Origin of the sequence: Mahella sp. (assembly GCF_020054945.1) — a bacterium.
Classification (GTDB): domain Bacteria; phylum Bacillota; class Clostridia; order Mahellales; family Mahellaceae; genus Mahella.
Map to the genome: position 1 here is coordinate 24571 of NZ_JAIHAU010000010.1, position 14601 is coordinate 39171.

General features: G+C 45.2%; 15 protein-coding genes and 1 tRNA gene. 4 read left to right on the forward strand and 12 right to left on the reverse strand.

Going from position 1 to position 14601, the window contains the following annotated elements; translation table 11 throughout:
- Positions 1 to 62: 62 nt before the first annotated feature.
- From JG770_RS03560 to JG770_RS03600, 9 genes are all read right to left on the reverse strand, one after another.
- Positions 63 to 1220, reverse strand: coding sequence for a hypothetical protein (locus tag JG770_RS03560; protein WP_291955304.1), 1158 nt, complete (start codon positions 1218 to 1220; stop codon positions 63 to 65).
- A 23-nt stretch (positions 1221 to 1243) separates the two neighbouring features.
- Positions 1244 to 1320, reverse strand: a tRNA-Pro gene (locus JG770_RS03565).
- A gap of 92 nt (positions 1321 to 1412) precedes the next feature.
- The gene (locus tag JG770_RS03570) at positions 1413 to 2321 is read right to left on the reverse strand and encodes a DMT family transporter (RefSeq protein WP_291955306.1); all 909 of its coding nucleotides are present in this window, start codon (positions 2319 to 2321) and stop codon (positions 1413 to 1415) included.
- Positions 2322 to 2450: 129 nt separating this feature from the next.
- On the reverse strand, positions 2451 to 3161 hold the full coding sequence (locus JG770_RS03575; protein WP_291955308.1) for a DUF554 domain-containing protein: 711 nt from the start codon (positions 3159 to 3161) through the stop codon (positions 2451 to 2453).
- Position 3162: 1 nt separating this feature from the next.
- Positions 3163 to 3702, reverse strand: coding sequence for a ribosome-associated translation inhibitor RaiA (raiA, locus tag JG770_RS03580; RefSeq protein ID WP_291955310.1), 540 nt, complete (start codon positions 3700 to 3702; stop codon positions 3163 to 3165).
- 65 nt (positions 3703 to 3767) lie between these two features.
- On the reverse strand, positions 3768 to 4490 hold the full coding sequence (locus JG770_RS03585; protein WP_291955341.1) for an amino acid ABC transporter ATP-binding protein: 723 nt from the start codon (positions 4488 to 4490) through the stop codon (positions 3768 to 3770).
- A gap of 10 nt (positions 4491 to 4500) precedes the next feature.
- Entirely contained in the window at positions 4501 to 5175 is a 675-nt protein-coding gene (locus JG770_RS03590) for an amino acid ABC transporter permease (RefSeq protein WP_291955313.1), read from the reverse strand.
- 73 nt (positions 5176 to 5248) lie between these two features.
- Positions 5249 to 6046 (reverse strand): basic amino acid ABC transporter substrate-binding protein, encoded by a 798-nt coding sequence (locus tag JG770_RS03595; protein ID WP_291955316.1) that lies wholly within the window; start codon positions 6044 to 6046, stop codon positions 5249 to 5251.
- 324 nt (positions 6047 to 6370) lie between these two features.
- Positions 6371 to 6661, reverse strand: coding sequence for a zinc-ribbon domain containing protein (locus JG770_RS03600; RefSeq protein ID WP_291955318.1), 291 nt, complete (start codon positions 6659 to 6661; stop codon positions 6371 to 6373).
- A gap of 170 nt (positions 6662 to 6831) precedes the next feature.
- On the opposite strand from JG770_RS03600, the gene JG770_RS03605 reads away from it, so the two are divergent.
- The 4 genes from JG770_RS03605 (at position 6832) to JG770_RS03620 (ending at position 11331) form a co-directional block, all read left to right on the forward strand.
- The gene (locus JG770_RS03605; protein WP_291955321.1) at positions 6832 to 8541 is read left to right on the forward strand and encodes a proline--tRNA ligase; all 1710 of its coding nucleotides are present in this window, start codon (positions 6832 to 6834) and stop codon (positions 8539 to 8541) included.
- Positions 8542 to 8610: 69 nt separating this feature from the next.
- The gene (fliD, locus tag JG770_RS03610; protein WP_291955324.1) at positions 8611 to 10551 is read left to right on the forward strand and encodes a flagellar filament capping protein FliD; all 1941 of its coding nucleotides are present in this window, start codon (positions 8611 to 8613) and stop codon (positions 10549 to 10551) included.
- Between the two features lie 29 nt (positions 10552 to 10580).
- Complete coding sequence (gene fliS, locus JG770_RS03615) at positions 10581 to 10973, forward strand: flagellar export chaperone FliS (RefSeq protein WP_291955327.1); 393 nt, start codon at positions 10581 to 10583, stop codon at positions 10971 to 10973.
- Positions 10974 to 11007: 34 nt separating this feature from the next.
- A complete protein-coding gene (locus JG770_RS03620; RefSeq protein ID WP_291955330.1) occupies positions 11008 to 11331 on the forward strand; it encodes a flagellar protein FliT in 324 nt (107 codons plus the stop codon).
- A 3-nt stretch (positions 11332 to 11334) separates the two neighbouring features.
- On the opposite strand, the gene JG770_RS03625 is transcribed toward JG770_RS03620, so the two are convergent.
- The 3 genes from JG770_RS03625 to JG770_RS03635 all read right to left on the reverse strand — a co-directional run.
- The gene (locus tag JG770_RS03625) at positions 11335 to 12330 is read right to left on the reverse strand and encodes a substrate-binding domain-containing protein (RefSeq protein WP_291955333.1); all 996 of its coding nucleotides are present in this window, start codon (positions 12328 to 12330) and stop codon (positions 11335 to 11337) included.
- Between the two features lie 48 nt (positions 12331 to 12378).
- Positions 12379 to 13413, reverse strand: a complete 1035-nt coding sequence (locus JG770_RS03630; protein ID WP_291955335.1) for an ABC transporter permease — start codon at positions 13411 to 13413, stop codon at positions 12379 to 12381.
- Positions 13414 to 13447: 34 nt separating this feature from the next.
- Positions 13448 to 14601 (reverse strand): sugar ABC transporter ATP-binding protein (locus tag JG770_RS03635; RefSeq protein ID WP_291955338.1); only part of this gene is annotated, 1154 nt, incomplete at its 5' end.

Genomic DNA, 14601 nt, shown 5'->3' on the forward strand with positions numbered 1-14601 from the left:
TATAAAAATTTATTGGAGCAAAGCACTAAGTACTTGCCCCAATATTTAAAAGTTGAACAGCTTTACATTTTATATTTAAATATAGCAGCTACGCCTGTACCGGTAGGCATTTGCTCTTTTGGAAGCACCACTATATTACCTTTATTCCTGAAAACCATCTCTCCTAAATCGTCCAATACATCATCAACCAATGAGCCTGCTGAATTGCCTTCCTTTATTTCTCCGCTCAAGGGATCAACTTTGCCTGGCACTATTCTGTCTTCCTCTATAAGTATCGTATCAATATTAAATTGAAAAGCGGCCATTGCGACTTTTGCTATATCGTCAGAACCCAATCCCTTGGATTTGGCATCTCCGAATCTTTCTACAAGCTTCTTTGTCTTTTCCCTATACAGCGGCTCAATGGCCTCCCAAATTTTCTTTTTTAAATCCTCTTTAGTAAGCGCAGTATAGTCGACCTTAACCGCTTGCTCTATTAAGAATGGATTGCGGCTTATCTCCTTAAACAGGCTGTAGTATTCGGGCAATGCCACAACCAACAGCGGCAGCTGGGCTTGCCGCGAGTATCTTTCATAGACCAGCTTATCGATAAAACGGAAGAATTTCTCAGTATCTTCCTTTATCAATTCGTTTTTATCGTCGTAACCATAGAATATCGTGCTTCCTCCAGTGCTGGTCCGCGGCCTTGGCGCTATGAGCACCTCCTCCTCATCTATACCCAACGCGTCTTCAATGGTTCTGGGCGTATCCGGATCAAGTTGAACCTCTTCAAATCCATACATATTGCCTTCATACAGCATGAATTGCTTTCGGTTTAAGCCCAGCACATGATAGCGGTCGGCTGTCTGGAAAATCCTTATCAACGGTTTAATGTGGAAGCTGTCGGCTGCTACAGCAAGCTCTTTAACCGGCCGCTGGAGCTTATATACTACGCATTGGCCTCCTGCTGCCAATACAGCCAGGCCATCATACATGTTAACCCAGAACATTTCATCATCGGCAAGGGCATACAAAGGCTTCATTATAGAATCTATTTCGTTTTTAGGATATTTTTCTTTTAATGAATCTTCGATATTTTTGATAAGATTTTTATATCTGATAAGATTTTGTTTGTTTTCTGGCCGATAACGAACTGTCGGCTCATAAATAGAAATAAACGGAGGTTCTTTTGCTTTCAAAATTGCATGTGGAAAATTGTTAGCGATTTCGTATAGCATCATAACTCCTCCCTTCTTTTTTAAGGTGGTCGGGGTGGAGGGATTTGAACCCGCGGCCCCATGCTCCCAAAGCATGTGCGCTACCAAACTGCGCTACACCCCGATATCTTGTATTATAATTATAACACCAGCGTGCCATAAATTCAAGCGCATCTTCGTCTCCTAATATAATCCATTCGTTATTAAAGCCATGAACTACTCTCTATCTACATTTCGACACAATGTGTTTTTTGTGATCCTTACGCTATTTAAAAATGGCAGTTTTGTTTCAACAATCAACACTGCTGCAATAATCATGAAACATCCTAGAACCGTTCGGATAGTCAGCGCTTCTCCTAAAAACAAGACAGAAGCCAACGAACCAAAAACAGACTCACTGGATAATATTATCGCAGCCCTCGTAGAAGTTGTCAATGTTTGAGATATATTTTGCAGCAGAAACGCAACGCCGGTGCTGAGCACACCCAGATAAAGCAGCGAAAGCATACCGTTGACGCCAATCAAGCTCTGCCCGCCCGGGAAAATAAGCATCAGCGGAAGCGAAAAAATGCATGCAAAAGCAAATTGTACAATCGTTAGTAAAATAACATCGCATGTCTTCACAAAAATGCCAACGCAATAAATATGGAAGGCAAAAAAAACTGCACAAAGCAGCGTCAGCGCATCCCCTATGTTAACGGTAAACGCGCCGTTGAGCATCAGTACGCCAGCGCCTGCGGCGGCGAGAAAGCCTCCGATGATTCCATAGGCGTCGATTTTTTCATGAAAAAGTATCAGGCCGATAAAAGGCACCATTACAACATTGGTTGATGTTAAAAAAGCGTTTTTTGATGCGGTTGTATATTGCAACCCCATGGTTTGCAAAGCAAACGCCACACAAAGAAAGAATCCCAGCAGCATACCTGAAAACAAAACCCTTAGATTCATTTTCCTGAAATGTTTGTAATACACCGCAGAAAGCAAAAGCGTACCGATCAAAAAGCGAATCCCTGTAATTTGATAAGGCGTAAGGTTCGTTTCCAAAGCTGCTTTCGAGGCAACAAATCCCCCTCCCCAGATCATCGCTGTTACAATCAAACCGAGTTCTCCCCGATATTTTTTCAAGCCAATTCACTCCAATCCGAAAAATCCCATAAATAAAGCAAACAAACACTTGTTGTCCGGGCAAAAGGCGGATCACAGTTCCCACAACCTGTATGCGGATCAAAATTTTCAGCCATACATTATATGGCCTTACAGCATTCGGCGTATCAGTTCATATATAAGCGGCAGGAATATGGACGGTAATAGATTGCCTATCTTTATGCGCTTTATATCCAGCAGACTTATGCCTATGCCCATTATGAGCACGCCGCCTATCGACGACATGGATTCTATAACCGGAGGTGTAAGTACGTCTTTGAGCGCCGCAGCCGACAGCGTTATGGCCCCCTGATATATGAATACCGGTATAGCGGCAAACGCCACGCCTATACCGAGACTGGATGAAAAAATGACCGCCGTGACACCGTCCAATATAGATTTTGCAAACAGCGTCTGATGCGTGCCGGATAAACCGCTCTCCAGCGAACCCATGATGGCCATGGCCCCTACGCAATACACCAGACTGGCTGTCACAAATGCCTGCGCAAATGTCCCCTCGCCTGAAAACCTCGACTGCAACCTGGCTGCCATGCTGTTCAGCCTCTGCTCTATCTTAAGCCACTCGCCCACAAGACCGCCTATTACGAGGCTTATCACCATCATAAGCATAGGGTCTACGCCCAGCGCCTTTGAATCTATGCCGGTAAATCTGAGCGCACCGGATATGCCTATGATTATAACGGCCATGCCTATGGCCTGCATGACGATGTCTTTATATTTATCCGGCAATCCGCCTTTTATAATTTTGCCCAAAAATGCCCCGGCCACTATGGCCAGGGCATTAACTATCGTACCTGTCATATCAGGCGTATTCCGGCTCTATCAAGCCGTAGCCTCCGTTTCTTCTCCTGTATACCACATTTACCTCTTCTGTTTCGGCATTATTGAATACGAAGAAATCATGGCCCAGCAATTCCATTTGCGTTATGGCTTCCTCTATCGACATTGGCTTCAGGGCAAATCTCTTGGTCCTCACCACTTCGTACCCTTCCAATTCCTCCGGTTCGGCCTCTATGTCGAATATAGGCTCTTCGTACTTGAAAGCGCCCTCTTTTATGCGTTTCTCCAATTTGGTCTTATGCTTGCGGATCTGGCGCTCCAGCTTTTCAAGCACGCCTTCTATGGATGTGTACATATCATCGGAATAATCTTCCGCGCGTAATATGGTTCCATTTAAGGGTATGGTCACCTCAACTATATGACGGTTTTTTTCTACAGACATGACCACACGGACCTCGGTGTCCTCATCGAAATATCTGTCGAATTTCCCCAACTTCTTAGCTACCATAGCACGCAACGCATCGGTAATAGGTATGTTTTTGCCGCTGATAATTATACGCATAGCCATCATCCTCCTTTGATTCTTTCTAACTATATTTTATACTATAATACGGCATTATTCAAGGATTACAGTACTTTGCCCAGGAAAGCCCTGGTCCTTTCATTCTGAGGATTAGAGAATATCTGAGCCGGCGTGCCTTCCTCAGCTATTATACCGGCATCCATGAACAGCACGCGGTCGCTGACTTCCCGCGCGAAACCCATCTCATGGCTTACCACCAGCATGGTCATGCCATCCTTGGCAAGCTGTTTCATGACATCGAGCACCTCTCCCACCATCTCCGGGTCCAATGCTGACGTAGGCTCGTCGAACAGCATGACATCAGGATCCATAGCTAAAGCGCGGGCTATTGCCACACGCTGCTTCTGCCCTCCTGAAAGCTGAGCCGGATATGCTTCCGCTTTGTCGCTTAACCCTACCCTGGCCAACAATTGTCGCGCTCTGGCATATACAGCTTCTTTATCCAGCTTTTTGACCTTAATGGGGGCTAATGCCACATTATCTATCACCTTAAGATGGGGGAAAAGATTAAACTGCTGAAATACCATGCCCACTTTCTGGCGGAGTTTGTTTATGTCCTTCTTATGCTCCATAACCGATATGCCCTCTATATATACCTCGCCGGACGTAGGTTCCTCAAGCAGATTTATACAGCGCAAAAACGTGCTTTTACCCGAACCGCTGGGGCCTATTATGCTTATCACCTCGCCCCTATTGACCTTTGTGGTGATACCCTTTAATACCTCGAGTTCACCGAAATTTTTGCATAGCTCCACCGTCTCTATCATAACCTGGTCTTCATTGCTCACTTATTCTCATCCTCCTTTCGATCTTGCCGAATATAAACGATATGAGGTTTGTCAATACAAGATAGATGGCTGCCGCCGTAAGCAACGGCGTATACGGATCAAACGTCATGCTGCGTATAATATCCGCGCCCTTGGTCAAATCGTCCAATGCTATGAAACCGGATACCGATGTTTCTTTAAGCAGCGTTATGAATTCATTCGTCAACGCCGGCAATATATTTCTGAAAGCCTGAGCCATGATTATATGGCGCATAGCCATGCCATAAGGCATACCCAGCGACCGTGCCGCTTCCATCTGACCTTTATCCACGGCCTGTATACCGGCTCTTACTATCTCGGCTACATAACCGCCGCTGTTTATGCCGAAGGCCACTATAGCCACCATCAGTTTAGGCACCGCTGTACTACCGAATATTATATAATATATGATCAAAAGCTGCACCACGGTAGGCGTACCCCTTATGAGCTCAACATACGTCGACGCCAATGCCTTAAATATTTTATTTTTGGATGTCTTGCCCAGCGCCATCACAACGCCTATGACCATGCCTAGCACAGCCGCTGCCAGCGCTATTATGATGGTGATTTTAAGGCCATTGAGTATATACATATATCGGTCATCGCGTATAAAATTCTTGTATATGGCATTATAAAGCCCGTCCAATAAAATTCCTCCTTATACAGTGAAATAGCCAGCGATCAACCGACCGCCAGCTATTTCTCGTTTCTGTGTGTGGTCATTCCGCTCTATAATCAGGTATATACTTTTTGAATATCTCGTCCAGTTTCCCGCTGTCTTTCAGCTCTTTCAATGTATCATTTATAGTCTGAAGCAGTTCTGTATCGCCCTTCCTTACCGCTATAGCGTATTCTTCCGGAGGTGCGGCCGGTTCATCGAGCAGCTTTATCTCAGGATTAAGCTCAGCCAGAGCCATAGATGTATAATTATCCAACACCACGGCGTCTACGCGCTTATTCTTAAGATCCAGCACAGCATCGGCGCCCTTGCTATATGTCATTAACGTGACATCCTTATACGGGCTGTCCTCCGCCCTGAGAAGATCGGCGCCAGTAGTCCCTTCTTGAGCGCCTATTGTCTTGCCGTTCATGTCCTCTGCCATCTTTATAGTATCGTTATCCTTCAGCACTACAATAGCCTGCACGGCTTTGAAGTATGTATCGCTAAAGTCCACTTCCTCTTGTCTATCCGGCGTTATAGTATACCCCGCCGCTATGAAGTCGACCTTGCCGCTCTTCAATGCCGATGGCAGCGCTCCGAAATCCATATCCTCTATCTTAAGCTTTACTCCAATTTTGTCGGCTATGGCTTGAGCTATCTCGGCATCGATACCCACAACAGCATCGCCCTCGCGCATCTCAAACGGCGGAAATGCCGCATTTGTACCCATTATAACTTGGCCATCGTCATTTATGCGCTGCATAGTATCGATACTGCCGCTGCAACCGACCGCCATTGTTGCCACCAACACCGTAGCTATTAATATAAATATAATGTTAAAGGGTTTTTTAACCATCTCTCCAGCTCCTTATTCAATAATATCAAGCATAATTATACGTTATAATGAATAGAAAATCAATTAGATTTGCAAATGATATGTGTATATAAAAACTGTGGATAATGTGCGTAACTCTGTTGATAACACTGGTTTTCGCCATTTAAATTGTGGATAACCATGTGTATGGAGGAAAAATGTCAACTAAAAGCACTTTTATTTACATATTATAGTAGCTATAGTAGCTGTATAAGAAAAAATTTAAAGGCCATGCTCGAAAGCATGGCCTTGTAGACCAAATCAACCCTCTATCTTAAATGGGAAACCATTAAGCTTGGGGATTACCTATCTGCGCGCTTGGTAACAATCACTGCAGTAAACTGGTCTATCGTTTCTCGGTTCAAATGGAACCTTAGTAGGTGCACCGCACGCTGCGCATACCGCATCGTACATCTGGCGTGGCTGCCTCGATGACATGCTGCCGCCTCTTCTGTTGGCTTTTCTGGAGTCTCTGCAGTCTTTGCATCTAGCGGGTTCGTTTTGGAAACCCCTTTCAGCATAGAATTCCTGCTCTCCGGCTGTGAACACGAACTCGCGGCCACAATCCTTGCACACTAATACTTTGTCTTCATACATGGAATAAATCCCCTCGCTTATAAGTTTTTACTACGCGACTTTATCGCGTATGATTCATTATACAACCATTGTTCCCGAAAAGCAATAGATTTATTAAAAAATTTTTTATTTTCTTTTCCCTATGGTATAATAATAAGCGATTATTTGCGATAAAGGTGGTATATTTACATATGAAAATGTCGGAAATGTTTTTTACAACACTGCGCGAGACCCCATCTGAGGCTGAAATACCCAGCCATCAGCTTATGCTCCGCGCAGGGCTTATGCGCAAGCTGGCAAGCGGTATATACAATTATCTGCCGCTGGGCAAGCGCGTGCTCAAGAAGGTCGAGGAGATCGTGCGCGAGGAGATGGATAAAACCGGCGCGCAGGAGATATTGGCCTCGGCGTTGCTGCCGGCCGAATTATGGAGGGAAACCGGGCGCTGGGACGTATTTGGTCCTGAAATGTTCAAATTAAAGGACAGAAATGAGCGCGAATTCTGCCTCGGCCCCACGCACGAGGAGATATTCACCGATATAGTGCGCAACGAAATAAAATCGTATAAACAGTTGCCCTTTAACCTGTATCAGATTCAAACCAAATACAGAGATGAGAAACGGCCACGTTTCGGCGTCATGCGCTCACGCGAATTCATAATGAAAGATGCCTACAGTTTCGATAAAGACTGGGACGGGCTGGATGTATCATATAAGAAGATGTACGATGCCTATTGCGCCATATTCGACCGCTGCGGCCTCAAATACTGGGTGGTGGATGCCGACACCGGCGCTATGGGCGGCAAAGACTCCAATGAATTCATGGTCCAGTCCGATGTCGGCGAGGCCGAGGTCGCCTACTGCGATGAGTGCGGATACGCGGCTAATGTGGAGAAGGCTCCTTGCGTAAACCGTCCGATTCATATAGATGAGGCCGAGAAGGAAATAAAGAAGGTTTCCACGCCGGATGTTAAAACAGTGGATGAATTGGTGCACTTCTTCAATGTTACCGCCGAGCGGTTTGTCAAAACGCTTATATATCTGATAGATGACAAAGTCGTAGCGGTTATGCTGCGCGGAGACCGCGAGGTGAATGTCACCAAGCTTCAAAATCTGTTCAAAGCCTCGGATGTGCAGATGGCCGACCGCAATACGGTGGAGAACGCCACCGGCGCCGAAGTCGGCTTTGCCGGCCCTATAGATATAAATGTCGACGCGCTGGTGGTGGATGACGAGGTGGCCAATATGAAAAACTTTATAATAGGCGCCAATGAAACCGGCTATCATTATGAAAATGTAAATTACGGCAGAGACTTTAAGGCTGATATCGTAGCCGACATACGGAATATAGAGGTCGGCGACGCTTGCCCTAAATGCGGACGGCCGGTAAGTATAGCCCGCGGTATAGAGGTAGGCCACATATTCAAGCTCGGTACGAAATATTCCGAAGCGATGGACGCCACATATCTGGACGAAAACGGACAGGAACAACCTATAATCATGGGCTGCTACGGCATAGGCATAAACAGGACGGTAGCCGCCATAATAGAGCAGCACCACGATGACAAGGGCATAATATGGCCCATGAGCGTAACGCCGTATCATGTCATCATCGTAGTCGCCAGCAACTATCAGCCCGAGCAGATACAGGCCGCACAAAGCATACACGATGAGCTCACCAGCCGAGGCATTGAGGTATTGCTGGATGACCGCGATGAAAGAGCGGGCGTCAAATTCAACGACGCAGATCTGATAGGCATACCCATGCGCATTACCGTAGGCAAAAAGATAAGCGGCGGCATGGTGGAATTCAAACGCCGCGACAAGGCTGACAGCATGGACGTGCCTATAAGCGATATAGTCAACAAGGTTATAGATGAGATAAGCCGCGAACTGAAGTAAATACCTATAAAGCCCCCTCCGTTTTATGCCGAAAATAAAAGCAAAGGTAGTAGAACGGAGTGATTTATTGTGTATCTGAATCCTATAAATACATTCAGGGTAAGCGGCTTGGCGTCAGGCATAGATACGGAAAGCATAGTAAAGCAGCTTATGACGGTGGAGCGCTTGCCTTTGGACCGCATGAAACAAAATCGGCAGATAATGGAGTGGACGCAGGCTGCATACCGGGATATAAACAGCGCATTATTGGCCTTTCGCAATCAGGTGTCCGATATGCGTCTGCAGGGCAGTTTCCTGACAAATAAGACCACATCATCGAACGAATCGGTGGCAACGGCTACGGCAAGCGGATCGGCCACCGGTTCGGTCTATGATATAAATATCAATCAATTGGCGGCGTCGACCAGAGCCATAAGCACCGAGGACATATCCAATCAAAAAAACGTGCTGACTGGCCAGAGCATAACCGCACCTGTGGTTATAGATTCTTCATCCAATTCATTTCAGCTCAAGGTCGGATCCAATACAGCGGATATAGAACTTGCCGATACCAAAAAAACTTATGACACCGTCGGCGCTCTTGCGGCAGACATACAGGCGGCCATAAACGGCAAGGCCACCGAACTCGGCATAACTGAAAATGATATACAGGTATTCGCGGCATCCAACAATGCGCTCCGCTTTGTGGCCGGCTCAACCACCGCCTTTGAGCTTATGCCGGTCGATGGCGACAGCGCATTGAGCAAACTCGGTTTTAACGTGCCGGCGGGCGGTTCGGTCAAATCAACGGTGCAGGGCGTCGATATAAACGAATCCATAAACCAAATGATAAGGGAAGGTCGATTGGCAGGTGTATCAGAACTGTATAACGGCGATATTACGTTTTCCATAACCACTTACAACCAGGACGGCAATGCCATAAGCGAAACCTTTACAATAAAGCCTGAAGAACAAAGCCTGCAGGACGTTATATCGTCCATACAGAAAAAGAATCCCGATTTAGGTCTGACAGGATTCTATGACGCAGCCAGCGATAAGATAGTCTTAACATCGAAATATACCGGCGATAATAATGCTGCCGGCGCCGACATAGAATTTAGCAGCGACAGTACAAACTTCCTGACCGACGTTATGGAATTGGACGTAGACGCTGTAACCGATGGGCAAGATGCAGCTTTTACCATAAACGGCCTCAGCACATCGCGCAAGACCAACACATTTGCCTTAAACGGCGTCACATTTTCGCTCAAAAGCACAGGGTCGGCCACCATATCGGTACAGCAGGATACCGACGCCATAGTGAACGAAATAAAGGACTTTGTAACACAGTATAACGACCTTATGGATAAAATAAATACCTCTTTGACCGAGAAACGCTACAGGGATTATCCGCCGCTCACTGACGAGCAGAAAGATGCCATGAGCGAAAAAGAGATCGAGCAATGGGAAGAAAAGGCTAAAAGCGGCCTGTTAAACGGCGATGATATACTGTACAAAGCATATTATGATATGCGAAATGCCATATCCAGTAAGGTAGAAGGCACAGGCAACGTGCTTGATTCTATGTCCGAGATAGGCATAACGTCCGGTCAATGGTATGAAAATGGCCATCTTTACATAGATGAAACCAAGCTGCGCGATGTCGTATCCAATGATATCAACAGCGTTATAGAGCTCTTTACCAAGACATACGATGTTAATGCTGAAGATGATAAAGAGCAGGCTTTCAATGAATCCGGCATAGCTCAGCGCTTATATACCATACTGGGCAATACGATAGACACTATTACGAATAAAGCCGGTCAAAGCAACAGTTTGTTCAAAGTAGACAACAGCATATTGGGCCTGCAGATGAGCGATATGGATACACGCATAAGCGATATGGAGCAGCGCCTGATGGATATCGAGGACCGTTATTACAGGCAATTTACGGCTATGGAGCAGGCTTTGAACCAGATGAACTCCCAAAGCGCATGGTTGGCCCAACAATTAGGTGCCTTCCAACAATGACAGATAACGAAAGGGGTCATAGATAGATAATGGCTTTAAACAATCCTTATCAGCAGTATCGGCAAAGCAGTATCATGACGGCCAGCCCGGGCGAACTGATACTTATGCTGTATGACGGAGCTATAAAGTTTATAAAGCAGGCTAAAGGATATATAGATGAGAAAGATATGCAAAAGGCACATGATGCTATAATAAAGGCCGAGGATATCATGGCCGAGCTGATGGCCGACCTTGACCCGGATTACGAGATATCACAAAGCTTGTACAGCCTGTATGAGTTTATAAACGATTGCCTCATAAATGCCAATATAAAAAAAGACAAGCAACTCCTCGATCAGAGCCTGGAACTGATAAACGATATACGTCAAACATGGGCTCAGGCTGTCAAACAGTATCGCCAGCAAGAGTACGCGGGTATATGATGCCATGTCTTATTTAGAACAAAAAAAGGCACTTATGCTTAAAATAAAGGATATAGCATTTATGCAGCGCTCGGCCATAGAAAAAAACGACATAGAAGAGCTCCGGCAGCTTATAGCCGAGAGGCAGCGCTGCATGGATACCGTAGATGCCATAAGCGATGATAGTTTCGATCGTGAAATAGCCGATATCATCGAGCAGATACAGAGCATAGACCAAGACAACCGTCACCTGCTCGAGCATATGATGCATAATATAGACGATAAACTCGATAGTATAAAAAATACGAGGGCCGGCTTAATGAAATACAATGCCGGCGTATCGCAGATACCGCCGGCATTTGTGGATAAAAAGATGTGATTCTTATTGAACGCTGTCAGCGTTGTCTTTGGTTACAACAGACACTCCTGTATCAACATTTGGATTATCGATTGTTTCGCCTTCAATGGCTTTTACTGCGGCCTTTATGCCTTCATATCCCATAGTTTCGGGGTTTTGCACTATAGTACAATATAGCCAGCCTTCCTTAACCAATGAAAGTATCGCATCAGACTTATCAAAGCCAACGCCCACTATATCTTTTTGCCCATACGCTTTTATGGCATTGCCGACTCCGACAGTAGAACCCTCATTGGTACCAAAAATACCAACTACTCCGTCAGTAATATAATTGTCTGCTATATCCTGGCTTTTTATCGCATCGCCTTCGCCGTATTGGACTGGAAGCAATGTATAGCCTTTCCCTTCCAGTGCTTCGCGGAAACCTTTTTCTCGCAAAACCGTGGAAGTCGTCGCAGAATTTACATTCACGATGCCGATTTTCCCATCTTTTTTACCGGCCGCCTCCAGAGCTTTGATCATTTGTTCGCCCGCTGTTCTACCAGCCGCCTCGTTGTCCGTCGCAAAAGTCGCATATGCCTCGGTATTGGCCGGAGAGTCTATATAAACAATTTTTACGCCTTTCTCCTTTGCTTCTTCCAGCGCTGCCACAACAGCATCCGGCCCGGTTGCCGCAATCGCAATGGCATCAGCACCATCGGCGACCGCATTATTTATTCGCTCTATTTGCTGAGCATCATCTTTTTTGTCGGGCGCCATCCATTTATAATCGATATTTCCAAGTTCCTCAACCGCCTTTTTGGCCCCCTTATCGACAGCAACCCAATGCTGGTCCGTACTGTCCATAGTGATAAGGATAACCTTATATTTTTCGCCTTCATTTTGTTCTGCCACATTACCGGCAGAGTTATTAGCATTATCTTCGCCAGTCGTCCCAGGATTATCCTGACTACTGCATCCTGCCAAAACACTAACCAATAAAACCGCACACAATAAAACCTCTACAATTTTCTTCCTCATGCAAATTACCTCCAAAAATTTTTATTTATTAATTAAAGCATATATGCTTTAATTCGCCTTTTGTATGGGTATCGTTTCGTCCACGACGACTTTTTTCCTCGGCCTACCCGTGCGAATGACCACATCGAGTAAAACAGATACAACGACAATCGTACCTATAACGATATTGCGTATGGCCACCGGAGCTCCCGCGAACTGGAGGCCGTTTTGAAGTACCGCCCATATAGCTGCGCCAACGACAGTTCCCAGCAAAATGCCTTGACCACCCAGTGTGGATATACCGCCGATAACAGCCGCGGCTACCGCATACATTTCATACATAGTACCGGCATCCATAGTGCCCATGCCCGCCGTAGCACATGTTATAAGGCCAACTACCGCAGCACAAAATGAGCTTATAACATAGACAATGATCACAGTCATGTCTGTATTTACACCGGATAGCTTAGCCGCCTCAATATTGCTTCCTACGGCATAAATATAACGGCCGGTACGCGTCCTACTTAAAATAAAGTTAAATACCAAAAACATAGCCAAAGCTATCCAAATCGTGTTATATATCCCCGCCACATCGCCATAATAGAAAAAGTCTCGAAATCCTTGCGCCGCTTCTCCTATAGCATCGGTGTTATAGTTGTTATTAACTATCTGAGCAATACCGCGAGCAATCGTCATGGTACCTAGCGTAGCGATAAATGGCGGCAGTTTGCATTTTGCAACCAATGCACCATTCAGTACGCCAATCCCAAGGCAGGATATAAGGGTAACCAGTACAGCTGTCCATGGATCCATACCCTTTGTCATTAAAGTCGCAGCTATCATAGTGCTCATGCCTATAACCGAGCCTATAGACAAATCGATGTTTCCGGTAATAAGCACATAACCTTGGCCAATACCGACAATTAGTATCGGAGCAATTTGGCGAAGCAAATTCCCGATATTTCGAGCGGAATAAAACGACGGGTTCAAAAAGCCAAACAACAAGAATAATGCTATCAGACCAATAGTGCCGGTTAAAACCTGTCCCCTCCCGCGAATGGAAACTAATCTTTCCCATAGATTCATTTTTTTCGAGTTTTCCATCTTCAATACTCCTGACTATAATCTTGTAAATACATTATATAGCTTGCTTCTGTGTGAGCTTAGACTCAAACTTGGTCGCATACTCCATAATAAGATTTTCCGTCGCTTCGCCGGAATATAATTCACCAGTAATCCTTCCATCACACATAACTATTATCCTATCGCTTATACCCATTATCTCCGGCATTTCCGATGACACAAACAATACGCCAATACCCTGCCGTTTCAAGTCGTTCATAAGGTTATAAATTTCCACTTTTGCTGCCACGTCTATTCCTCTAGTAGGTTCATCGAAAATAACTATTCGGGAATTTCGCGCCAGCCATTTACCGACAACGACCTTTTGTTGATTTCCGCCTGAGAGAGAGGCAGCAGTCACTTCTATACTCGGCAGTTTGATGTTTAAATTCCTGACCGTATTTTCTGCCATTTCATATTCTCTCTTGCGATTGACGACACCGAAATCTTTGCAAAGAATATCGAGATTAGGCAGTGCTATATTTTCTCTGACGCTAAGCTTAACACATAAGCCATCTTTTCTACGGTCTTCCGGTACAAGCACTATACCCGAACGAATTGCATCTCGAGGGCTGTTTATTACAACTTCTTCGCCATCCACAAAAATCCGTCCCGATTCCTTTGGGTCGGCAGCAAAAATCGCTCTGGTAGTTTCAGTTCTTCCCGCGCCCATCAATCCTGCTATGCCTACAATTTCGCCTTCATATATCTCAAGATTGATATCACGCACAAGCCTTCCTGCATTGAGATTCTTGACTTCAAAAATCTTTTTACCGCGTTGGCAATCGATTCTGGGAAACCTATCCTTGATTTCCCGTCCAACCATATAAGAGATTATTTCGGACATCGTCGTATCCTTAAAATCCATGGAAGTAATATATCTGCCATCGCGCATAATGATAACGCGGTCTGCGATATATTGAAGTTCTTCTAAACGATGCGAAATATATACGATACCGCAACCTTCTTTTTTTAATTTCCTTATTATATCGAAAAGATCCTCAATCTCCTCCGACGTAAGAGCAGAAGTAGGTTCATCCATTATCAAAACTTTAGCATTGATAGAAAGCGCTTTAGCGATTTCTACTAATTGCTGTTGAGAAACCGATAATCCCCCAACAATCGCTTCCGGATCTATATTTACATTTAGTCGCTTAAGAATATTTCTTG